This is a genomic window from Humidesulfovibrio sp., assembly GCF_030689645.1.
Lineage (GTDB): Bacteria > Desulfobacterota > Desulfovibrionia > Desulfovibrionales > Desulfovibrionaceae > Humidesulfovibrio.
The window spans coordinates 1-21,680 of the sequence record NZ_JAUYFU010000001.1; the positions used below are offsets into that span (position 1 = coordinate 1).

Consider the following 21,680-nt stretch of genomic DNA (forward strand, 5'->3'; position numbering starts at 1 on the left):
ACCAGGGCGGCCAGGCCATTGTCGGCAACGTGACAACCGGGGGAGGGGGGCATGGAACAGGAAACGACGGCACAACCTCAAGCCAGCGCGCAATTGAGGCCACCGGAGAATCAATCACGCTTCGATCTGCGGACGGTGCGGAAGTGTGGGGCCAGGTGCAAGGGCACGGGGAAGCCGTGCCAGCAACCCGCGATGCCGAACGGGCGCTGTAAGCTACATGGCGGAAAATCTCCCGGCCCGCCCAAGGGCAACCGCAACGCCTGGAAGCATGGGAGGTACTCAGCAGAGGCGATAGCGCGGCGGCGAAGGTTGCGGGCCTTGCTGCGAGAGATGCAAGAGACGGCGAAGTTGGCAGGGTAAGCAGGGCAAGAGTGGAAGCTAGGATTGAGGGCCGCTCTCTGGCATGGGGGGCGGCCTTATTTCATCGCCTTGGCTTTCTTTCTGGCGGCAACCTTTCCACCGCCCCGCGCTGTGGGCTCCTCGCCTACATCGGCAACCGCAGTAGGCTTGTAGCCAAGCTCTTCAGGCGTCTTTGGCCGCCATTGGCTGGCAAGCCTTTGGGCTTTGGATATTTCGGCTGGCGACAGCGTGGCGGCAATTCTCTCGCGGATTGATACGGCTTCATCATGTGTATTGGCGATAAGATTCCCTCCGGCGATCGCAATTGTAATCCACTTGTACGCAAGCACATTGTTCTTTGAGGCTTTGCGTCCGTCGCTATATATAATTCCAAGGTTAAATTGCGATAGAGGATCACCCAACTCAGCAGCCTTTTTGTACATCCTTTCTGCTTCGGCATAGTTTTGTGTAACACCTTTATCACCAAAGCTGAGCCTTGTACCAAGCACAAATAGTGCCCAAATGTCACCACTGTCAGCGGCCTTACGGTACCACTTTAGCGCAGAAGCATAATCGAACGGCACCCCATGACCATTGTCATATAATGTAGCAAGCCAGACTTGCGCCTTTGTTAGTCCACTGTCAGCTGCTAAATGGAACCATTTTGCAGCCTCTTTGTAATTCTGTACCGTGCCGATACCGCGTGCGTAGTTAACACCAAGACGAAACTGCGCATGAACGTCACCACGTTCTGCATTTATGCGGTCAATCTCAAAACTATCATGTTCCTTACTCGAGGTGCTAGGTGTAAAGTCAAAGTCAAGATTCAGACTCGAAGTTTGTCGTTCTGGATTGACCTGAGGCAACACGGGAGATTTTGTGGCCGGGGCTTGCTGTACAACAGAGGGTAAAGTTTGTCCCTGTGTAGGCACAAAATAAAAGTCACCGATGAGGCTAGAGGACTCCCAAGGCACTTGTTTGTCCTTGGTGGCGCGCACCACGTCCGCACGAACACGCTTCAGTATCTCTTCAACCTTTTGGCCGGGCTCGCGCATATGCCGGAGCAGAAAGCTTGTATACACACCGTTGCGGCCTGTGCCGCCGCTGTCCGCCGCCACGCGGCCCGGAGCCGTGGCATAGGCAATAAGCGAACCCTTGGGGGCGTCCATTCGCGCCAAACCCTGTTCGGCTGTTCGGAAGCTTCGGGCAAAAGGATTCGTGCGGCAGGCGTCCAGGATGACAATATTCAGATCGTTGCCAGCATCCTCCATCCGCGCCAAGGCCATCCCGGCGTTCAAGGCCCCGAATTTTACGTCTGCCTCTGCGTCAATCTTGGTATCCACGGGAATCAGGTAGTTCTCGCCCGCCACTTGCACACCGTGGCCCGCGTAATAGAAGAGCCCAAGGCCGCCTTGCTTGAGCTTTGCGCCAAACTCTCGCACAGCCTGTTCCATCTCTTTGTGGCTGGCATTGACCTTCAAGCTCACGTCGAAGCCCATTTCCAGGAGCGCATCGGCCATGTCCTGGGCATCGTTGGTGGGGTTCTTGAGCGGTGCGATCTTATAGGCCCCGTTACCTATGACCAGTGCCACGCGGCGCTCCCTGGGACCGTCAATATTGGAAGGCTTTGGTCTCTCAGCTAGTTGAGCCTTCTGCGCCTTGATCCGTTGCTTTTCAGTCTCCATTCTTTGGTGCTCAGCATCCTGGCGCTGGCGCTCAACGGTTTCCGCAGCTAGCTCTTGCTTTTCCAATTCCGGGCGTTGTTTTTCAAGCTCGATGCGTTTGCGCTCCGCAGCCAGATTGCCGGACTTGCCGACCTGAACTTGAACCGCCCCGACGGGCAGGATAGAAGCGAACTCCTCAGAAGAAATTTCACGAGTATTCTTCGTGTCGGCCCATATGCCGCTCAATATCCGCCCATCGGCGTAAGTGGTGGTGCCCTGCCCATTTCTCTTGCCATCCCGCCACTGTCCCACATATTTTCTGCCATCGAGCGCGGTGGCTGTTCCGTGCCCATTAAAGATGCCGTCTTTGAACTCGCCAACATATTTCATGCCACCGAGGGAAGTGGCTGTCCCGCGACCATTGGGCTTGCCGTTACGGAATTCTCCAACGTAGGTTCCGTCAAGCATGGTCATGGTTGCTTGTCCGTTGGCCGCCCCGTTCCGAAACTCACCTTCAACCGTCATACCATTAGGAAAGCTGAAAATACCCTGCCCATGTGGCTTGCCGCCCTGAAACCCGCCCACGTATTTCATGCCATTGGCCCCGGTCAGCGTTCCCTGTCCGTTGGCTATCCCAGTAATTTTGTAGCCAGTATATGTACTCCCGTCAGAGGCTTGGGTGGTGCCATATCCATTTATGCAGTCGCCGGAAAGGCAATGCGAACCAGGAGACCCCAACAGCAAGGCACACCCGGAGCAGGTCATAACACAGGCCAAGACAGACAGTGCCAGGAAAGTATTCCGAAGCGAGGGCATACGCGACCTCCAAAGAGGGAAGAGGAAAACTATGCATAGTGACGTAGCAGGAAGGGCATGAAGAGCGCAAGGGACGGGGGAGAAGTGAGGGCGGCGGCTACAGCGAAGTGATCCGGATATTCTCGATTTTTGCTCCCTTCTATCCTAGAATCCGGCACAAATCCGGCACAAAGCAAAAAGGCAATGAAAAAGGGCTTGCGGTTGTTCACCGTAAGCCCTTGATCTTTCTGGTCGGGATGAGAGGAATTGAACCTCCGGCCCCCTGAACCCCATTCAGGTGCGCTACCAGACTGCGCTACATCCCGACGTGCGAGGAGGGCTTTACCTCTGCTGCGGTTCGCTTGTCAACAAAAAGCCGCACAAAAACCCAACAACTGTCAAAACAATCTTAAAACATCGGCATTCGCGGTGATTCAGCTCCTCAGGCAGCTCTCCAGGTCGGCAAATGTCTTATGGACTTCGAAGTGCGTAAGCACCCGGGCTCGGCCCTGGACGCCCAGCGTTTTTCGCAGGTTTTCATCGCGCATCAGGCGCAACAGGTTTTCCGCCAAAGCGCCTGCGCTAGGCGGGCACAGCAGTCCGGTTTCACCCGCCGCCACCACTTCGGGGATGCTGCTCACCTCAAAGGCCGCCACAGGCAGTTCCATGCTCATGGCCTCTGCCAACACAAAGCCGAAGCCTTCCCAAAGGGAGGGCAGGGCGAAAATGTCGATGCTTTGGTGAAAGGCCTTCATGTCCGTTACGAAGCCCAGGAACTCCACATGGCTCTCCAGGCCGAGGTGCCGCACCTGATGCTTGAGTTGGGCCTCCAGTTCCCCTGCGCCAGCAATGAGCACCCGAAAAGGCGGTGCCTCTGACCGCAGCAGCGCAACTGCCTCGATGAGCAGGTGCTGGCCTTTTTGGGCTGTGAGCCGCCCTGCGGTGCCGATTACTACTTCCCCTGGACGGCGCGGCACCAGCGGTGCGCTTGGCCTGGCGTCGAACTCCGCAACATCGAAGCCGTTGTGGATGAGGTGAATGTGTTCTTGCGGCATGAGCTGGCCGTTCTCGCTCAAAACGCAGCGCAGCGTTTCGTTGGAATTGACGATAAGCTTGGTAAGCACATGGCGGAAGATCAGCCGGTTGAGGAGCCTGTCGCGTACGGGAACGGCGATGCCGCGGCGATAGATGATATCAGGCACGTTGGCGAGCTTGGCCGCGATGCCGCCCACTTTCACGTCGCGCGGGAGGCAGAGCAGCACCGCGTCCACCTGGTGCTTACGGAAGAAACGCACAAGGCGGGCGATGGCGAACGGGTTGAGGAAGGACAGGCTTCCAAGAGCAGGGGTGAACAGTCGGATGCCGGTCTGGCCTTCAAGCCGCTTGGCCAGCTCGCTGTCTTTTCCTGCAATCACGCTGACATGGTAGCCTTTGTCCCGGGCGAGCAGCGCGTTTTCAAAATGCCAGTGCTCGCCGCCGCCCCAGGGGCCGTTGGTGTTGAAGAAACAGAGGCTTTTGGGTTGCATGGCGGTCCTGGTTGGGCGCATTGGTGAATGTGCTGGCGCAGTTCTCCCTACCGCTTTGGAGGGCGTCGGGCAAGCCGGTAATTGCGCGGGGCGGATGATTGAAGACGGACCGTTGCATGCTCAGGGTGAATGACGTAGCGTTTTGAGGCATCAAGCAGACAGGAGACTCCTTCGTGGACAGGTACAAATCCCTTGCAGTGGCGCTTGAATCTGAAGTGCTCTCCGAAATGGCGGGCACATTTTTTGGCGCGCGCAAGGCTTTAGAAGACCTCCAGGACGACTTCGCCTTGCGCGTCGAGGAGTTGCGCGCCCAGGCGGCCAAGGTGTTTGCGCGCGTTTTCTTTCTTCGCTCCTTGCTGCTTGGTCCCGAGGGCGAGGATGCCTTGTTTGAGGCTCTGGGCCTGCCGCCTCAGTTCCCTGACGCGCAATCACAAAGCGGTTCGCGCACCTGGAGGCCCGATCACATCCCCTTCGCCTTTTTGCCTTCCACGCGGTACGTGAAGTTGGTGCTAGTGGCGTATGCTGAGGTTCAGCAGGCTTGTGAGGTTTACATGAACGGAGCGTATGAGGAGGACCCGGACCGCAAGGGGCACAAGCGCATGAGCCTGCATTACAGAATGATTGAAAGGATGGGGCTCCGCCTGAATGAGCGTATAGAAAAGCTGAACGCTGAGATGCCAGCCTCGTCAGTGCTCCAGTATGCGCGCAGCATCAGCACCGTGGAAGCCCCTGGTCAGGGGGCTATGACCAACTCCTTGGGCGCTGAAAGCTTGGACCGGGGCATGCAGTTCCAGCCTGTGGACTTCGCGGCGCTCCAGGTTTGGCAGGCTCCGAGGTTGCCCGCCTTGGAGAAGTGCGAAAAAGTGCTGCGCGCTTTTGCGGGAGCATATTACGATGTCCACTCGGACAAGATTCGGCGGGTGCTGGAAGAGTTGCAGTAAGTTTCAGCCTGCGGCGATGATACTTGCGCTGAGGGCCTTGATCACTTCATCGGCACGGTCAATTGGCACCTGGCAGGTGCCGACCTTGTCATGCCCGCCGCCGCCGTACTCCAGCATCAGCCGACCAACATTGGTCTTGCAGTTGCGCTTCAGGATGCTGTGCCCAACTGTGATGACGACGTTCTGCTTGCGCACGCCCCACATGATCTGCATGCTTATATTGCACTTGAGGAACAGAGTGTAGATGAGGAAGCGATTGCCTGCGTAAATGAGGTCTTCGTTGCGCAGGTCTGTGATGATCAGGTTCTCGTTCGCTTTGGCGTTGCGGCGCAGCATGTCTAAAAACAGGCGCGCCTGCTCGTGATAGACCTGCACACGTTCCTGTACATCCGGCAATCTCAGGATCTCATCGGCGTTCATGGTGCGACAATAGTCGATCATGTCGAGCATGAGCTGGTAGTTGCTTATCCGGAAATCCTTGAACCTGCCAAGACCCGTACGGGGGTCCATGATGAAGCCGAGGAGGATCCAGCCTTTGGGCTCGGTAATCTCTTGCGGGGTCAGTGTGGCGCTGTCCACCTTGTCCACGGCTTCGAGCAGCAAGTGAAGGTGCTTGGGGAGCTTCTTGTCGCCCTCGAAGTATTCCCAGATGACTCGGGCGCAGCTTTTCAGCGGCTTGCTCGATCCCTTGTAGGTCAGTTCCTTGCCCAGGCGCTTTTGCTCGCTGGTATGGTGGTCGAACCACATGCCGCACCCCGGCACATAGGGAACGTTGGCGAGCACATCGTTTTCCGTGACCGTGATGAGGCCGTCCTGCAGGTCCTTTGGATGAGCGAAGAGATAATCGTCAATAAGCCCAAGTTCTTTGAGCAGCACCGAGCAGGCTAAGCCATCGAAATCCGATCGGGTCACGAGTCGCATGAGCATTCCTTTGGCTTTCGTTATCCGCGACATGAATAGTGCATTTAAGGCATTAGCCCGTGGGTAAAGGAGCTGTCAACACTGGCTCGGAATTCTGCGGTTCTCCGTTGGATTTAGTTTCCGTTGCAGACTGGGCAGGTTTGCATGGAGAGCGGTGGCTCAAGAGCGCAAGCGTACAGCAGTTCAGAGTTGTTGAAAATACTTTTTGTCGGTCCGTCCGCCATGATGCGCCCCTCATGAAGCACGATGGTGCGTTCGCAAAGGTCCAGCACAAGGTCCAGATCATGCGTCGCCACGACTTTGGTGTGTGTAAAACCGCGCAAAAGCTTGATGAGCAGGCGGCGCGAACGTGGGTCCAGGTTCGCCGAAGGCTCGTCCATGACCAGTATGTCTGGTGAGCAGGCTAGCACCGCTGCAATGGCGATTCCGCGTTTTTCTCCGCCAGAGAGCCGGTAGGGCGGCCGGTTCTTCAAGTGCTCGGCGCCCACCATGCGCAGGGCCTCGTCGACCCGCACTGCGGCTTCATCCGGCGTCAGGCCGATATTCAGGGGGCCAAACGCCACATCCTCGGCCACTGTGGGCATGAAAAGCTGGTCGTCTGGGTCCTGGAAGACCATGCCAACCGTGCGGCGGACCTCGTGAAGGGTGCCCTGGCTCACAGGGAAGTCGCCCACGCGGATGCGCCCGGACTGGGGCAGCAGACTGCCACACAGGTGCTGAAGCAGGGTTGACTTGCCCGCCCCGTTTGCTCCCACAAGCCCGACGGATTCACCGTGGTGGATGGTCACGTTGATGTCTGCCAGGGCCGGGGTGCCGTCAGGGTAGCAGTAGCAAAGGTCCTTTACCTCAAGAATATGATGGCTCATCGAAACAGCCCTCCGGCCAGGCCGCCAAGCAGCAGCGGCAGATCAAAGATGCGTACGGCGACGAGGTACAGGCCGCAGACGAGACAAAAACGTACTTCGGCAGCGCCGAAGCTGGTGGTGTGGCCGTATCCCGGCATGCTTCCGTCGAAACCCCGGCAGAGCATGGCCTGGTGCACGCGCCCAGCGCGGTCCAGGGTGCGCAAGAGAAGGCAGCCCAGCAGCGAGCGGTATTCGCGGAGGCTGGGGCGCGATGATTTGGCGCAGCGCAGGGACCTGGCGTGCATCATGCGCGTGGCCTCCGCCGCCAGCACGAAAATATAACGGTATAGAAACTGAAGCTGCACCAGGAAAACGCTGGGCAGTCCCATGCGGCCAAGGGCCCGGCAGATGTTGTCGAAACCCGTAACCGCCACGAGGGCCAAGCCGGTTGTTACGGCCAGGATGGCCCGCAGTACGATGGAGGTGAAGGACAGCATGCCCCCGGTGACGGCCAGCGGACCGAAATGCACCAGCACTGTTCGGTCGAGGAGGGGGTTGAAAAGGCCCACCATGAGGACGAAGGGCAGGGCCAGTGCTGCTCTGCGGAATAGCACTGCCAGGGGGATGTTGCCGAGAACGGCCAGAAGCCAGGGGAAGGCGGCGTAAGGCAGCAGCCTGGCGACCTCGTATCGGTTAAGGGAGAGCAGGCTGATGAGAAAGAAAACGGTAGCCAATACCTTGGCCCTGGCGTCGAGGCGGTGCAGCGGGGTGTCCTGGCGGGCGAGTTCATCCAGGCGGCGCAGTTCAAACAGGGCGTTTTCGATGCTCATAGGTGTCCATTAAAAAAGTGCGGACAGGGATGATGCCCTGCCCGCACGTCGATACAGCAAAGGAAGCGTTGGCTCAAGCCTTGGCGTGGAATTTGCGAACGGCAAAGCCGAGCAGACCTGCCAAGCAGAGGGTCATGAATCCGCCGAGGACTCCTGAAAGACTTGTCCCAACCGCCACATTGGGCCAGGGCTCAGGCGTGTTGCCCTCGTTGCCGGCTGGAACTGCCTCAGGCTCTTCAGTTGATTTAAAGTTATAGTCCGGCAGGAAGGCGATGCGTTTCTGCAAGGCGTCCAACGTGCCGTGGATGCCTGCTTCCGGGGCATGCAGTTCTTCCTTGCCGCTCACCTTGGCCATGGCCCATTCAAGGCCGTCCGGGTCGGCGGAGGCGAACCAGCTCATGCTTCCGCCAACGAGCATGGCAGCCAGGGCCAGGCCGATGATGATGGGGCGAAGGGGGCGCGATGCCGTTGCAGGCCGGGCAGCGCCGAACAGCTCCGGGCGCACGCGGTGCAGAAAGCCCAGAAGCAGCGCCGTGACAACGCCTTCCACTACTCCGATGCCTAGGTGAATGGGCTGCATGAGCATGACGAAGGAGCTGAAGGGCAGTTCGCTGATGCCGGAGGCCGTTGTTTGAAGCACCACGCCAAAGGCCCCAAGCTGCAAGCCTGCGACGGCTGCGATGAGAGAGGCGGCCATGAGCCTGCCACGGCTTGAGACCGCGCCTGCAAGGGGTTTGTAGATCAGCGGATAGGCAAGGTAGCAGGGGAAGAAGCCGAGGTTGAAGATGTTGCAGCCCATGGCCAGCAGGCCGCCATCGGCGAAGAAGAGAGCCTGCACGGCCAGCACGGATGCGATGGTCAGAAAGGCCGCATGCGGTCCGAGCAGGGCAGCCAGGATGAGCCCGCCGCCAAGGTGGCCGCTGGAGCCGGTGCCCGGTATGCTGAAATTAATCATCTGCGCAGCGAAGATGAATGCTCCAAGAACTCCCATGAGGGGGATGCGGCTGTCGTCCTTTTCTGCTTTGAGCTTGCTTGAGGCATAGCCGAGAAGGCATGCCGTGGCGCCCCACATGACGCCGCCAACAGTTGGGGAAAGGAGAGCATCTGCCATGTGCATAGGGGAACCTCCGCTGGAAATAGTTTCTGCAAAGATTTTATGCACACGGATTTCAGGAGTGTCAATGGAAAAATATAACGATTGAAAAGATCGTGCTACTGTGGGTGCTTTGGATCAGAATCGTTATGCTGAAGAGCCTTCGCTATTGACTTGATGCGTTGTCCGCGCAGCTTCTCGGCGGAGAGGGGGCCAAGGTCGCGGTCCTCCGGCGCCAGGCGCACGGCAAGGATTGTCTCTAACTCCCTTTGTACAAGGGCTGAGTGGTCGCGGTCCTTATCAGCCAATTCCAGACGGAACATTTCGCGAAGAACGCCGCGGCTTGTCAGGCGCGTCAAAAGGTCAACACGGGTCGATGCCCGCAGGTTCGGGTAGTTTCCGGCGATCATGTGCCACCGCGAAGCGTCGGACCCGGCGCGGATGAGCCGCGTGGGCAGCCGCAAGCGCTGACCCAGTTCCAGTGCGGAGGCCTCGCCTCGCACGTCGTGGTCGATATGCCGGGGGAGCATGTCCGCCGGGGTGGTGACTTTGCCTAAGTCGTGGCAGAGCGCCATCCACACGCTCAACGGGTCGCCGGCCAGGCGGTCCATGACGCGCGCCGTGTGCTCCAGCACGCTGGCGTCGTGGTATTGTAGCGGTCCGGCAGGTATGCGCGATGCCCCCTCAAGTTCCGCCAACCATGGAGAGAGGCACCCGGTACGATCAAGCACGCGCAGAAACTCGCCAGGGCAATCCCCGGCGATGGCCTTCAGCACCTCCTGCCCCACGCGTTCGGCATATGGTTCGGCCAGCGCTCCCGAGGCCGCAACGGTCCGCATGGCGTCGAGCAGTTCGGGGTGCGGGCTGAAGCCGGGCATCTGGGCCGCAAAACGCGCAGCCCTGATGACGCGCAGGGGGTCGTCTGGCAAAGAGGAAGGCGAGGCCGGGCGGATCACCTTGGACTTGAGATCCTCCATGGCCGTGGGGTGGCAGAACAGGCGGCCTTCCTCGTCCATGGCCAGGGCGTTCATTGTGAAATCGCGCAGGGCGAGATCCTGCTCCAGGCTGGCGGCCCGGGGGAAGCTGTACTCCTGGTGGTCAAGGATGAACACGGGGAAGGTTTTGCCCACAGGCTTAGCCGCCGGGTGCGCTTTTAGGAAATCCTCGACAGTGGCGTCCAGCACAAGGTAATCCCGATCCCGGACGGGTAGCCCGAGGAGCATGTTTCGAACGGCCCCGCCAACCAGTAAAATGCGCATGCCTTCAATGTATCAGGACGCGCGCCGGAAGAAAAGCCGCCTGCGGCAATTCCTGGCAGCGGCGAGGAACAAATGTCTAGAGACATCATCATTCTAAGTGATGGCCTGCCAGGACAACCCGGCCAACCTGACATGGCTCTGCCTCTTTCGCCAGAAGACCTCGCGGCTGTGCATCCCCTTTGGGCGGGCGATGCGGCCGCTCTTGGCCCCTTTGCCGAGGCGGCGCCTTTGGGAAGCTTCGGGACTGTCCGGCGCGCTCTTGGGTGCTGCGGGCCGGGTGTGGCTTCCTCCTCTGTGGCGATTTGCGGCTCATGCGGCAGTTCCATGGATGTTGCGCGACGGCTGGTGGTCGAGGGCGCACTTGGCGTCTGGGGCAGTGTTCTTGCGCCGGAGCAGTATTCTGGCCGGGGGCAGTTGCGCCGGGCCTGGCTTTCCCGCCCTGGCAATTTGCACGCCACACTGGTGTGCCCGCCTGAGACCGGACTGTGGAACGATCTTCGGCCCCTTGTGCTGGGATACCTCTTTGCGGAGGCTCTGAGCGACCTTGGACAGTCCGTGCAGGTGAAATGGCCGAATGATCTTCTGTCATCAGGTAGGAAGGTGGCGGGGATGCTTGTGGAAGAGCGTGCGGACTGCGTTCTTGCCGGGATTGGTCTGAATTTGTGTTGGGCACCCTCATCTGAGGAGTTGCGGGACGGTCACAGCATTGGTGCAGGAAAATTTTGTCCGTCGGATGGCATGGTTGGCCCAGCACGCATCTGGCTCGCCCTTGTAAACCGTATGGAAACGAGTTACAAAAATCTTCTTGAGGCTTTTTCTCCCAGTGAATTCTTGACGATTTTCCGTTCCAGGATGGCCTGGCAGGGGAGGCGAGTGCTCGTACAGGAAGGCGCAAGCGTTCGGTACGAGGCGGTCGTTAAGGGGATTTCCGGGGAGGGAGGGCTTGTTCTGGACCGCGCCGGGCTGGAGATTGTGCTCCTTGCGGGTGATGTGACTCCGGTTTGAGCGGGGCTGGTTCAGATGGGCAGAAAGCGCATTGCAACAGCAAGGGGGACAGTTTTGGCCATGAGACCGAAGTCGTTCGAACAGGTTCTGGAAGAAGTAAAGGGCAAGCCGATCCTGGTGGCCAACCGGGGCATCCCGGCGCGGCGCATCTGCCGTTCCATCACCGAGATGTTTCAGGCCGTTGCGGTGATGACCGCCACCGACGTTGACAAGACCTCGCCCGCCACCACCGGCGCCCACGAGCTGCTTCTGCTTGGCGAAGACCCGCGCGCCTATCTGGACCTGGACCGCATCATCAAGATGGCCAAGGATCGTGGCATCGTCGCCATTCATCCTGGCTGGGGCTTTGGTTCTGAGGATGACTCCTTCCCCAAGAAATGCGAAGAGGCCGGCATAATTTTTATCGGGCCCAATCAGGGGCCTATGCGTCTTCTGGGCAACAAGGTGGCCGTGCGCAAGTTGGCCGAGGAAATCGGCGTGCCCGTGGTGCCCGGCTCTCCGGAGGCCGTTTCCATCCCCGAGGCGCGCAAGATCGCCAAGGAGATAGGCTTCCCCATTATGCTCAAGGCCGAGGGCGGCGGCGGTGGCCGCGGCATTTACGAGGTCTATGAAGACTCCCAGCTGGAAAGCGCCTTTTCCAAGGCTTCGGCCCTTGCCAAGGCCAGCTTCGGCAATCCGCGCCTGTATGTTGAGAAGCTCCTCACCTCCGTGCGCCACATCGAATTTCAGACCATCGCCGACATGTACGGCAATGTCTTCGTGTTCGACGAGCGTGATTGCACTGTGCAGCGCAACCACCAGAAGCTTGTTGAGATCACCCCCTCGCCCTGGGCCAAGTTTACCCCGGAACTGCGCAAGGAACTCAAGGGCTACGCTGAGAAGCTCATCAAGGCTGTTGGCTACCACTCCCTCGCCACCGTCGAGTTTCTGGTGGACAAGGACGGACGGCCCTATCTCATCGAAGTCAACACCCGCCTCCAGGTGGAGCACGGCATAACCGAGTGCCGCTACGGCATCGACCTGGTGGAGGAGCAGCTCGCCATATCCTTCGGCTCCAAGCTGCGCTTCAATGAGCAGAACACCAAGCCGTATCTGCACGCCATGCAGGTGCGCGTGAACTGCGAAGACCCGCAGGACAACTTCTCGCCCAACGCCGGCGTCATCACCAGCTATGTGTCCCCTGGCGGCCAGGGCGTGCGCATCGATTCCTGCATCTGCGCGGGTTATCGCTTCCCCTCGCGCTACGACTCCGCCGCCGCGTTGCTCATCACCTACGGCAATTCGTGGGACAAGACCGTGATGCTCATGCGTCGCGCCTTGCGCGAGTACAAGATCAGCGGGGTGAAGACCACCATCAACTTCCACCGCGAGGTGATGAAGCACCCTGATTTTGTTTCCAGCGACTATGACACCAACTTCGTCCGCCTGCACAAAGATGAGCTCATGGCCTATTCAGATCAGGAGGCCGAGCCTGTCCGCCTGGCCCGCTTGGTGGCCGAAATCAGCGCACGGGGCTACAATCCCTATGTTTCGCTGGGCGAATACCGCTCCCGCGCCGACAAGCGCCTGGGCCGCTTCCATCTGGTGAAGGCCCAGGACGCCACTGACGCCGCCTTTGAGCCGCGCATCACCCGCGCCATGAAGCGTGACGCGATTCTGGACGCCCTTCGCGAGGACCGTGCAAGCGGCATCGTGCACTTCAGCGACACCACCACGCGCGACATTACGCAAAGCAACAGCGGCAACCGCTTCCGCCTGGGCGAAGACCGCATCGTTGGCCCCTACCTTGACAAATGCGGCTTCTTCTCCCTTGAGAACGGAGGCGGCGCGCACTTCCACGTGGCCATGCTGGCCAACATGACCTATCCCTTCACCGAGGCCAAGGAGTGGAACCAGTTCGCTCCGACCACCTTGAAGCAGATCCTCATCCGCTCCACCAACGTGCTGGGCTACAAGCCGCAGCCCAAGAATCTCATGCGCCTCACGGGCGAGATGATTTGCGAGCACTACGACGTCATCCGCTGCTTCGACTTCCTGAACCACGTTGAGAATATGCGTCCCTTCGCCGAAGTGGTGCTGCACTCGGACAAGCACATTTTCGAACCTGCTCTGTCCATGTCTTGGGCCAAGGGCTTCGACGTTCCGCATTATCTCGGCGTCACTGAGGACATCATCGCCATGTGCGCCAGCGTCATGGGCGTGAGCAAGGCAAAGGCCTCCCAGTCCATCATCTTGGGGCTGAAGGACATGGCCGGCGTGTGCCCGCCGCGCTTCATGCGCGAGCTCATCACCGCCCTGGTGGCCAAGTACCCAGAGCTGGTCATCCACAGCCACCGCCATTACACAGATGGACTCTTCGTGCCCACCATGGGCGCTGCGGCCCAGGCCGGCGCGCACATCGTCGACGTGGCCATCGGCTCCAGCGTACGCTGGTACGGCCAGGGCGAAGTGCTCTCCACCGCCGCCTACATTGAGGACGAGATGGGCCTCAAGACCCTCCTCGACAAGGACATGATCCGCAGCACTAATTTCACGCTGAAGCAGATCATGCCTTACTATGACAAGTATTGCTCGCCCTACTTCCAGGGCATCGACCACGACGTGGTGCGGCACGGCATGCCTGGCGGAGCGACCTCCTCCTCGCAGGAAGGGGCCATGAAGCAGGGGTACATCCACCTGCTGCCGTACATGCTCAAGTTCCTGGCCGGCACTCGCAAGATTGTGCGTTACCACGACGTGACACCAGGCTCGCAGATCACCTGGAACACCTCGTTTCTGGCTGTCACCGGCGCGTATAAGCGCGGCGGAGAGCGCGAGGTGCGTCGTCTGCTGAACGTTCTCGACATTGCGAACCTGGCGCCTGAGGGCGAGCTGACCGACAACGAGCGCGAGGCCAGACTCGACCTTTATCGCGACAGCAACGACGCCTTCCGCAATTTGCTGCTGGGCAAGTACGGCAAACTGCCCTTGGGCTTTCCGCCGGACTGGGTTTATCAGAGCGCCTTTGGCGCCGACTGGAGCGTGGCGGTTCAGACCCGCACTGAGGCCTCGCCTCTTGATACCTTGCAGGACATGGACCTGGCGTCCGAGGAGAGCACCCTCGACGCACGTCTTGGTCGCAAGGCCACGCCCGAAGAACTCGTGCTGTACTTGAATCATCCCGGCGATGCGCTGAAGACCATTGAATTCTGCGAAACTTACGGCGACGCCAACAATTTGCCGCTGGACGTGTGGTTTGAGGGGCTAGAGAAGGGCGAGACCTTGTTGTTCCAAAGCCGCTGCGGCAAACCCCATGTCATGCGTATCTCGGACATCTCCGAGCCTGACGAGCAGGGGTGCATTACCGTTCGCTACTCCGTGGACTCCGAGACCACTTCCCATAAGGTGAAGGTTCGCGACGCCTCCGGCGCCGAGCGCGACAGCATGGAAATGGCCGATCCCAAGAATGTGAACCACATCGGTTCGCCGTCCAACGGCGACCTTTGGGTCATGCACGTTCGTGTGGGCGACATAGTTAAGAAGGGTGAGGAGATTCTGAACATCTCCATCATGAAGCAGGAAAAAAGCGTATATGCACCTGTGGCTGGCGTTGTGAAACGTGTGCTGAAGAACGCCAACTATCAGGAAGACAAGATCATGGTCCCCGTGAAGGAAGGCGAGCTGCTTGTGGAGCTTGGCCCAGCGCAGGCGGGTTGCCCTACCTGCAAGGCTCCGTTGGCCAGTGAAGACTTCCGTTTCTGCCCTGTGTGCGGGCAGAAGATTTAGGCCTTACGTCCGTTTGGGCCTTGCATTGTTGTATATGCAAGTGACCCCGTGTCGCTGTTTGTATTGAGTGCGGCCAGGAGTTGAGGGGATAAAATTCTCATCGCACGACATCGCGTGTGATGACGAAAGACCTTCTCCTGGCCGCTTTGCCGTCCATTTACAGTATTGTTGTATGTGCAATTGACGAGGCGCTGGCAAACAGGTATCTACGAAAAGACGGCTGCAAACGCGGCGCATCCCACTCCCACAGGCATGGGTAGGCCATGGACCGGGAAGGACGTCGTTTGAATCCTTAAGATAGGTCCCTCAATGACGATACGGCCCGCAGGCTAGCGGTGCTGCCAGGAGGAGTGCATGGCCAAGATCCAGAAGGAACAGACTGCCAAAACGGCTTCCGTTGCCGCCGAGGCGAAGCCTAAATCCGTATCCAAAGCTGAACTCACGAAGAATATCGTGCTCACCGGCGCGGACATTGTTGCCATTGGCCCTGATGCCGAGCTTCTTGTGGGCGGCAAGAACTACAACACCGCCATCATCAGTCAGGTTGAGGGCATCCGCGCTCCGCAGTTCCGGGCCATCTCCTCCATTGCTTTCCATAAGCTTCTGGATGAGACCAAGGTCAACGCCTCTCTCGTGCGGACCATCGTGGACAAGGAATACAACACCACGGACTGGACCGACGACGAGATCAACCGCGATCCCGAATTTCTCCGCAAGTTCACCCGCCGCATCTCCAAGCGCATCGCCACCGAGGCCGTGAAGAATACCGGCACCCTCATCAAATTGCGCACGTTTGTGAACAATGTTGTGGAAGGCTTCGCCACCAGTCCTGAGGGCATCGACCAGCTGCGCAAGAGGTCAGTGCTCGTGCAGGCGGCCATCCTCTCCGTGGATACGCCCACCGAGGTCAAAGAGGCCGTGCGCGCCGCTTATCTTGAGATTTGCGGCGAGGCTGGCCTTGAGAACGAGCCGGTGGCCGTGCGTTCCTCCGCCGCAGGTGAGGATAGCTGCAAGAAGGCGTTTGCCGGATTGCAGGACACCTACCTGAACATCGTTGGCGAGGATCGTTGCGTTGAGGCCTACCACTGGGACTGCGCCAGCGCCTACAATCTCCGCAGCATGACCTATCGCCGCGAGGCCATTCTGGACGCCGTGAACCGCGCCGAGGAAACCGGCGACGACACGATAGCTGAGAACGCCAAGAAAGAATGGGCCATCGAGAACACCTCGCTGTCCGTGTGCATCATGCGCATGATCAACCCGCTTATTTCCGGGACGGCCTTCAGCGCCGACACTTCGACCGGGTGCCGCGGCACCGACCGCAACGATCTGGTCTCCATCGACGCAAGCTACGGCTTGGGCGAGGCGGTGGTGGGCGGCATGGTCACCCCGGACAAGTTCTACGTCTTCCAGCGCGACGACCATTCTGAAGTCGTTGTGCGGTTTATGGGCTGTAAAGACAAGAAGATCATCTACGACGAGGATTTGGGCGGCACCAAGGACGTCCCCGTGGATGAGAATGAGGTGTTCCGCTGGGCCCTTTCCCTGGCCCAGGCCGAGGAAGTGGCCCGCGGCGTCCGCAACATCTCCAAGGCCTACGGCGGCATGATCATGGACACGGAGTTCTGCATCGACTCCGCCGACCGCTTGTGGTTTGTGCAGGCCCGGCCCGAGACTCGCTGGAACGAAGACTTTGACCGCCACCCGAATACTATTTTCATGCGCCGCAAGGAAGTTGATCCCAAGGCCCTTGCCGACGCCGAACTGATCCTGGAAGGCAACGGCGCTTCGCGCGGGGCAGGCCAAGGCACTGTGAAGTTCCTGCGCTCCGCCCTTGAGCTCAACAAGGTCAACAAGGGCGATATTCTGGCAGCCGAGCGCACCGACCCGGACATGGTGCCGGGCATGCGCATAGCTAGCGCCATTCTGGCCGACGTAGGCGGCGACACCAGCCACGCAGCCATCACCTCCCGCGAGTTGGGCATTCCGGCTGTCATCGGCCTGCAACGCCTTGAGGTCATTCGTTCCCTCGACGGCCAGGAAATCACGGTCGATGGATCGCGCGGACGCGTGTACCGGGGCAAGTTGCCCCTGGTGGACGTGGGCGGCGAGATCGACGTTGCGGCCTTGCCCGCCACAAAAACCAAGGTCGGCCTCATCCTGGCCGACATCGGCCAGTCGCTGTTTCTCTCGCGTCTGCGCCGCGTGCCCGACTTTGAGGTCGGCCTGCTGCGCGCCGAGTTCATGCTGGGGAACATCAGCGTGCATCCGCTGGCCCTGGAGGCTTATGATCGCGGCGTCTTGGGCTCCCTGGTGGACGCCAAGCTTCGCGAGCTGGACAGCCGTCTGTCCAAGGTCATGAAGGAACAGCTGGCCACCGGCCTCATCAACCTGCGCATCAAGCTGCGCGACTACGTCGGCATCATCACCGGCCTGGGCAAGGAGCTTGCCTCCCTGTCCGAGCGCGAGGGTACCAAGGGCACCGACGAGGTGCTGGCCATTCACCGCCGCCTGCGCGAGTTGGACAAGAAGCTCGACGAGCACATCGGCTACGCAACGGAGCGCCTGGAGTCCCTGAAGACTTCTGTCTCCCTCAAGAAGCACATCGCCGTCATCATGGGCTTTTACGATGTGGTTGACGGAACCAGCGAGAACTACGCCGAAGCCAAGAAGACCAAACAGGACCACGAGCGCGAGATCGAGAAGATCGCAGCCCGCGTCAAGGACGACCCAGAGGTCGTGGACGTGCTGCACCGCATCGCCGCCCTGCGCGAGGAAGTGGCTCTCAAGATGGGCCTGAAGAGCGAGATGGACGAGGTGCGCACCCTGCCGGAGCGCATCCGCAAGCTGCTTGAGTCGCGCGGGTTCCGCACCGGCAAGGAGCACTACATCCAGACCCTGGCCCAGGGCTTGGCGCTCTTCGCCATGGCCTTCTACGGCAAGACCATCGTCTACCGCACCACTGACTTCAAGTCGAACGAGTACCGCAACCTCATTGGCGGTCTGCTCTTCGAGTTCCATGAAGACAATCCAATGCTGGGCTACCGCGGCGTGTCGCGCAACATTCATGACTGGGAGCTTGAGTCCTTCAAGCTCGCGCGCGGCATCTTCGGCGGCAAGAATCTGCAGATCATGCTGCCTTTCGTGCGCACATTGGAAGAGGCGCGCAGCATGAAGCGCTACCTGCGGAGCGTGCACAACATCGAGTCCGGCAAGGACGGCATGAAGGTCATCCTCATGTCCGAAATTCCGAGCAACGCCATTTTGTGCAAGGAATTCATTAAGGAAGTCGATGGGTTCTCTATCGGCTCCAACGACATGACCCAGATGGTGCTGGCCACAGACCGCGACAACTCGCGTTTGCAGCACATCTATGACGAAGAAGATCCGGCGGTGGTCTGGGCCATCCTGGTCACCATCTTTGCGGGGCAGAAATACGTGAAGAAGGTCGGCTTCTGCGGCCAGGGCGTGTCCAACAGCGAGATTCTGCGCGGGCTGGTGGCCATCGCCGGCATCGACTCTGCCTCGGTTGTGCCCGATACCTATCGCAAGACCAAGATCCAGATGGCTGAGGTGGAGGCCCTGAACATCCCGGTTTCCGCACTGGGCGAATGGCTGCGCGAGCAGCACTTCAGCCGCCTGGAGATCCTGCTGGAGGAGAACGGCTACGGCCATATCCTCAAGCGCTATAAGACCGCAGAGGATCTTATGGAGTGGTACGAGGGCGAGTTGGACCGCTTCAGCGAGCAGCTGCGCGACAACATCGAGAATCCCAAGGAAGCCTTCTACCGCCAGGAGATGGAGCGTTTCCGCGCCATTTTCCACAAGCCGGTGATTTACTCCAGTTGGGATTGGACCTTCACCGTCGAGGACGCCATGCACCACGCCGGGTTCGCCACCTACGAGGAGCAGGAGCAGGCCCTGGCTGTGAAGCGCTCCATGAAGTGGTAGGAGCGTTCTAACGTAAAACGCGTATCTGACGGCGGCCTGGATACCGGGCCGCCGTCTTCTTTTTTCATTTTGGAGGGTTTATGCGCAACGTACTGCTGATCCTTGTGAGTCTTTTGTGCTCGTCCGCCTGTGCCCAGACCGTCAGCCGCGACCAAGTGGCCCAAGCTCTGCGCGACAATCCGCAGCTGGTCTTCGATGCCTTGAAGCACGACAAGTCCCAGCTCATGGATATTTTGGATCAGGCTGTGACGGAGCGAGAGGAAGCCGAACGCAAGGAAGGACAACTTCGCAGCTTGGCCGACCCCTTCAAACCAGAGCTGTCAGCCGGGCGCATTTATCTTGGTGCGGCGGATGCGCCCGTGACCATAGTGGAATATACGGACTTTTTGTGCGGCTATTGCGCCAGGGGACAGGCCACCATGCACGAGCTTCTGCGGCGTCAGCCTGGCAAGGTGCGTGTGTATTTCAAGCATTTCCCGGTCAGGCCCGGATCCCTCGAACCTGCCGTGGTCTTCGAAGCCTTGGCCCAGCAGAATCCCGATGCCGCCTGGAAGTTTGCGGATCTTGCTTTCGGCAATCAGCAGGCTTTGGCCAATGGATCAGGCAGGGGCATTGCCGCCATCCTCGCCAGCCTGGGACCGGCTTTCAAGGTGGACGCTACGCGCTTGAAAAAAGACATGGAATCACCTGCTTTGCGCGCGCGCATTGAAGCCGACGTTGCCGAAGCCCGGCGCTTCGGCGTGGAAGGAACGCCCACCTATCTTGTGAATGGGGTGCCTGTGCGCGGTGCAGTGCCGGTTGAAGAGTTTGAGGATCTCATGCAGCTGCTTGAGCAGAAGAATACCACCGGGATGGTTGCGAAGCCATAGCCGTGGGCTGCCCACGCGGTCCTCAAGAGAGATTGTCGAAGGCGGAGTGCTTGAGCTCGTCGTCAATCTGGTCGGCGTCTGGGGCGTTATAGCGCACCAGGTTGCGCAGGTGCATGAAGCTTTCTGGCTCCATGGGCATAAAGTCTATGGCTACGCCCGTTTCATCGCTTCGGATGACACGGCATTCGATCTCGATGACCGCTGCTGGTGAAAGGGTGATGCGCAGCAGGCCGTGCTCTCCTGTCTTGACGAGGGCCTCGGGCACGGCGAGCAGTCCCTTAAGGCTGATGTTGCAGACAAGCAGCCGCACTTCCACTTCATCCGAGTGTATGAAGCTGGCGGCAATATGCGTGTCCACCCTGCTGCGGCGGCGTCTATTGGCGTCCATCATTCCCTCTCATAAATCACTGTCTGATTTCTTGAGTGCGGCCCAATCTCACGTATAACCATGCTTAACCGTTTAGGCATTCCTAAACTATATGACTGGAATGCCGATGGGCGTCAAGGCCGTTTCATACGGAGCGCCTGGGCGTTTGGTAGTACTATTCCCACCAGAATAAGAGCCATGCCCGCCACTTGGATAAGCACCACGTCCTCGCCAAGCAACAGCGCAGAGGCTAGCACCGTGGTGATGGGTTCAAGTGTTGAGCAGATGGATGCGCTTGCGCTGCCGATGAGATCCACCGAGCGGTAGAGCAGGGTGACGGCTAGTGCTGTTGGTATGAGTCCCAACGCCAGGGTCAGAGCCTTGGCGCCCATGTCCAGTTCGAGAAAGCGCACTGGCGGGCTCATGATAGTGTAGACCAGGGCAGCGAAGAGCACGCAATAGAAAGAGATGGTTTGCGGGTTCTCTCCGCGCAGCAGCCACTCCAGGCAGATGAGGTACACGGAGAAGATGAGCATGGACACCGTCGCCAGCATCAATCCCGTGTGGTTGATATCGCGCAGGAAGGCGTCGAAGAAAACAAGCCCGCACCCTGCCACCAGCAGCAGCAAAGACACGCCGACAATCCGGTCCAAGCGTGTTTTGAAGAGCAAGGCCGAGAGCAGCGTCACCGCCACTGGGTAGAAGTAGAGAATGAGCGAGGTTGTGGAGGCTGGAATGTATTTGAGCGATGTCATGAAGGACAGGCTCTGCACCGGGTAGAGCACAACGCCCAGGAACAGGGCCTTGAGAATTGTCTTTGGCCTGGCGCGCAGTACGCTTTTGTTGGTTGCGGCGAACCACACCAGGAGCATTAATGCGCCTATGCCGAAGCGATACTGCAGAATCTCCGCTGCAGCGAAGCCCTGAGCGTAGGCCAGCTTGCCCAGTACGGCCAGCATCCCGAAACACACAGCCGAAAGAACGGCGCATACAATCCCAGCAACCGAACCCACTCTTCCCCCTCAACATTCCGCGTGCTTAAGTGGGCTACGCGAAGATTGCCCTTGGGGCAAGGCCCTGTCAGGGCAGCGGTTGCGTTAAAGATCTGTTGTGAAGGCGTACCTGAGCACCAGGGGGTCGGCGTCTCGGCTTGGCGGAACATCCACCACAAATTCAAGCACACCGGCTGCAGGTTTGTTCCACTTTTGGGAGGCGTCCACCACCTTCCATTTACCTGGGAGCTGCTCTTGCAACACAATCTGCTGCGATTGCTTCTTGGCGTTTCGGATGCGCAGCTCCCAAGCGGCGCGGTAGCTGTTCTTGCCGGTCTTTTCAAAGTCCGTCACCACGCGCTCAACGCTTACGTCGAACGCCTGCCCTAGGCGCAACTCTACCTGAGAACCGATAGCTTTGCGATCAAAGGAGGCCTCCCCAAGGAAGTGCCGAGTCTCATCTTCTTCTTGGAATGCCCTTAAGGTGCCTTTGGGCAGGGGCAGGCCTAAACTCATGG

16 protein-coding genes, 1 tRNA gene and 1 pseudogene are annotated in these 21,680 nt (G+C 59.3%); 7 read left to right on the plus strand and 11 right to left on the minus strand.

Features of this window, described 5'->3' with window-relative positions:
• On the plus strand, positions 1-212 hold a 212-nt coding region (locus Q8O35_RS00005; RefSeq protein WP_305568935.1), incomplete at its 5' end, for a hypothetical protein.
• On the plus strand, positions 136-360 hold the full coding sequence (locus Q8O35_RS14795; protein WP_371133062.1) for an HGGxSTG domain-containing protein: 225 nt from the start codon (positions 136-138) through the stop codon (positions 358-360). The genes Q8O35_RS00005 and Q8O35_RS14795, both read left to right, overlap by 77 nt.
• Positions 361-416: 56 nt before the next feature.
• Here Q8O35_RS14795 and Q8O35_RS00010 read toward each other — a convergent pair whose 3' ends face one another.
• The 3 genes from Q8O35_RS00010 to Q8O35_RS00020 all read right to left on the minus strand — a co-directional run bounded on the left by Q8O35_RS00010 (position 417) and on the right by Q8O35_RS00020 (position 4,324).
• Complete coding sequence (locus Q8O35_RS00010) at positions 417-2,597, minus strand: caspase family protein (RefSeq protein WP_305568937.1); 2,181 nt, start codon at positions 2,595-2,597, stop codon at positions 417-419.
• Between the two features lie 450 nt (positions 2,598-3,047).
• A tRNA-Pro gene (locus Q8O35_RS00015) sits at positions 3,048-3,124 on the minus strand.
• A 108-nt stretch (positions 3,125-3,232) separates the two neighbouring features.
• Positions 3,233-4,324, minus strand: coding sequence for a glycosyltransferase (locus Q8O35_RS00020; protein WP_305568939.1), 1,092 nt, complete (start codon positions 4,322-4,324; stop codon positions 3,233-3,235).
• A 173-nt stretch (positions 4,325-4,497) separates the two neighbouring features.
• Here Q8O35_RS00020 and Q8O35_RS00025 point away from each other — a divergent pair, with 173 nt between their 5' ends.
• Positions 4,498-5,265: a hypothetical protein gene (locus Q8O35_RS00025; protein WP_305568941.1), complete on the plus strand. Its 768-nt coding sequence runs from the start codon at positions 4,498-4,500 to the stop codon at positions 5,263-5,265.
• Positions 5,266-5,268: 3 nt separating this feature from the next.
• On the opposite strand, the gene Q8O35_RS00030 is transcribed toward Q8O35_RS00025, so the two are convergent.
• From Q8O35_RS00030 to Q8O35_RS00050, 5 genes are all read right to left on the minus strand, one after another.
• Positions 5,269-6,186 (minus strand): exopolyphosphatase, encoded by a 918-nt coding sequence (locus tag Q8O35_RS00030; protein WP_305568943.1) that lies wholly within the window; start codon positions 6,184-6,186, stop codon positions 5,269-5,271.
• Between the two features lie 113 nt (positions 6,187-6,299).
• Positions 6,300-7,052, minus strand: a complete 753-nt coding sequence (locus Q8O35_RS00035) for an energy-coupling factor ABC transporter ATP-binding protein (RefSeq protein WP_305568945.1) — start codon at positions 7,050-7,052, stop codon at positions 6,300-6,302.
• Positions 7,049-7,861 (minus strand): cobalt ECF transporter T component CbiQ, encoded by an 813-nt coding sequence (gene cbiQ / locus Q8O35_RS00040; protein WP_305568947.1) that lies wholly within the window; start codon positions 7,859-7,861, stop codon positions 7,049-7,051. Before cbiQ ends, Q8O35_RS00035 begins: the two co-directional genes overlap by 4 nt.
• Positions 7,862-7,934: 73 nt before the next feature.
• The gene (locus Q8O35_RS00045; RefSeq protein WP_305568949.1) at positions 7,935-8,972 is read right to left on the minus strand and encodes an energy-coupling factor ABC transporter permease; all 1,038 of its coding nucleotides are present in this window, start codon (positions 8,970-8,972) and stop codon (positions 7,935-7,937) included.
• Between the two features lie 101 nt (positions 8,973-9,073).
• Positions 9,074-10,213 (minus strand): tRNA nucleotidyltransferase, encoded by a 1,140-nt coding sequence (locus Q8O35_RS00050; protein ID WP_305568951.1) that lies wholly within the window; start codon positions 10,211-10,213, stop codon positions 9,074-9,076.
• A 324-nt stretch (positions 10,214-10,537) separates the two neighbouring features.
• On the opposite strand from Q8O35_RS00050, the gene Q8O35_RS00055 reads away from it, so the two are divergent.
• From Q8O35_RS00055 to Q8O35_RS00070, 4 genes are all read left to right on the plus strand, one after another.
• The gene (locus Q8O35_RS00055; RefSeq protein ID WP_305568953.1) at positions 10,538-11,218 is read left to right on the plus strand and encodes a biotin--[acetyl-CoA-carboxylase] ligase; all 681 of its coding nucleotides are present in this window, start codon (positions 10,538-10,540) and stop codon (positions 11,216-11,218) included.
• Positions 11,219-11,278: 60 nt separating this feature from the next.
• Positions 11,279-14,983, plus strand: coding sequence for a pyruvate carboxylase (locus tag Q8O35_RS00060; RefSeq protein ID WP_305568956.1), 3,705 nt, complete (start codon positions 11,279-11,281; stop codon positions 14,981-14,983).
• Positions 14,984-15,337: 354 nt separating this feature from the next.
• Positions 15,338-18,934, plus strand: a complete 3,597-nt coding sequence (locus Q8O35_RS00065; RefSeq protein ID WP_305568958.1) for a PEP/pyruvate-binding domain-containing protein — start codon at positions 15,338-15,340, stop codon at positions 18,932-18,934.
• An 80-nt stretch (positions 18,935-19,014) separates the two neighbouring features.
• Positions 19,015-19,803: a thioredoxin domain-containing protein gene (locus Q8O35_RS00070; RefSeq protein WP_305568960.1), complete on the plus strand. Its 789-nt coding sequence runs from the start codon at positions 19,015-19,017 to the stop codon at positions 19,801-19,803.
• A 22-nt stretch (positions 19,804-19,825) separates the two neighbouring features.
• On the opposite strand, the gene Q8O35_RS00075 is transcribed toward Q8O35_RS00070, so the two are convergent.
• The 3 genes and pseudogenes from Q8O35_RS00075 to Q8O35_RS00085 form a co-directional block, all read right to left on the minus strand.
• Entirely contained in the window at positions 19,826-20,191 is a 366-nt protein-coding gene (locus Q8O35_RS00075; RefSeq protein WP_305568962.1) for a PilZ domain-containing protein, read from the minus strand.
• A 113-nt stretch (positions 20,192-20,304) separates the two neighbouring features.
• On the minus strand, positions 20,305-21,183 hold the full coding sequence (locus Q8O35_RS00080) for a DMT family transporter (protein ID WP_305568964.1): 879 nt from the start codon (positions 21,181-21,183) through the stop codon (positions 20,305-20,307).
• 84 nt (positions 21,184-21,267) lie between these two features.
• Positions 21,268-21,680, minus strand: a pseudogene (locus Q8O35_RS00085) (hypothetical protein); the annotation flags it as partial.

What these genes read in the sequence shown, in the direction of transcription:
- Q8O35_RS00010 (WP_305568937.1), bottom strand. Translation starts at nt 2,597, where the DNA reads ATGAAATACGTGGGCGGGTTTCAGGGCGGCAAGCCACATGGGCAGGGT.
- Q8O35_RS00020 (WP_305568939.1), bottom strand. Translation starts at nt 4,324, where the DNA reads ATGCAACCCAAAAGCCTCTGTTTCTTCAACACCAACGGCCCCTGGGGC.
- Q8O35_RS00030 (WP_305568943.1), bottom strand. Translation starts at nt 6,186, where the DNA reads ATGCGACTCGTGACCCGATCGGATTTCGATGGCTTAGCCTGCTCGGTG.
- Q8O35_RS00035 (WP_305568945.1), bottom strand. Translation starts at nt 7,052, where the DNA reads ATGAGCCATCATATTCTTGAGGTAAAGGACCTTTGCTACTGCTACCCT.
- cbiQ (WP_305568947.1), bottom strand. Translation starts at nt 7,861, where the DNA reads ATGAGCATCGAAAACGCCCTGTTTGAACTGCGCCGCCTGGATGAACTC.
- Q8O35_RS00045 (WP_305568949.1), bottom strand. Translation starts at nt 8,972, where the DNA reads ATGGCAGATGCTCTCCTTTCCCCAACTGTTGGCGGCGTCATGTGGGGC.
- Q8O35_RS00050 (WP_305568951.1), bottom strand. Translation starts at nt 10,213, where the DNA reads ATGCGCATTTTACTGGTTGGCGGGGCCGTTCGAAACATGCTCCTCGGG.
- Q8O35_RS00055 (WP_305568953.1), top strand. Translation starts at nt 10,538, where the DNA reads ATGGATGTTGCGCGACGGCTGGTGGTCGAGGGCGCACTTGGCGTCTGG.
- Q8O35_RS00060 (WP_305568956.1), top strand. Translation starts at nt 11,279, where the DNA reads ATGAGACCGAAGTCGTTCGAACAGGTTCTGGAAGAAGTAAAGGGCAAG.
- Q8O35_RS00065 (WP_305568958.1), top strand. Translation starts at nt 15,338, where the DNA reads ATGGCCAAGATCCAGAAGGAACAGACTGCCAAAACGGCTTCCGTTGCC.
- Q8O35_RS00070 (WP_305568960.1), top strand. Translation starts at nt 19,015, where the DNA reads ATGCGCAACGTACTGCTGATCCTTGTGAGTCTTTTGTGCTCGTCCGCC.
- Q8O35_RS00075 (WP_305568962.1), bottom strand. Translation starts at nt 20,191, where the DNA reads ATGGACGCCAATAGACGCCGCCGCAGCAGGGTGGACACGCATATTGCC.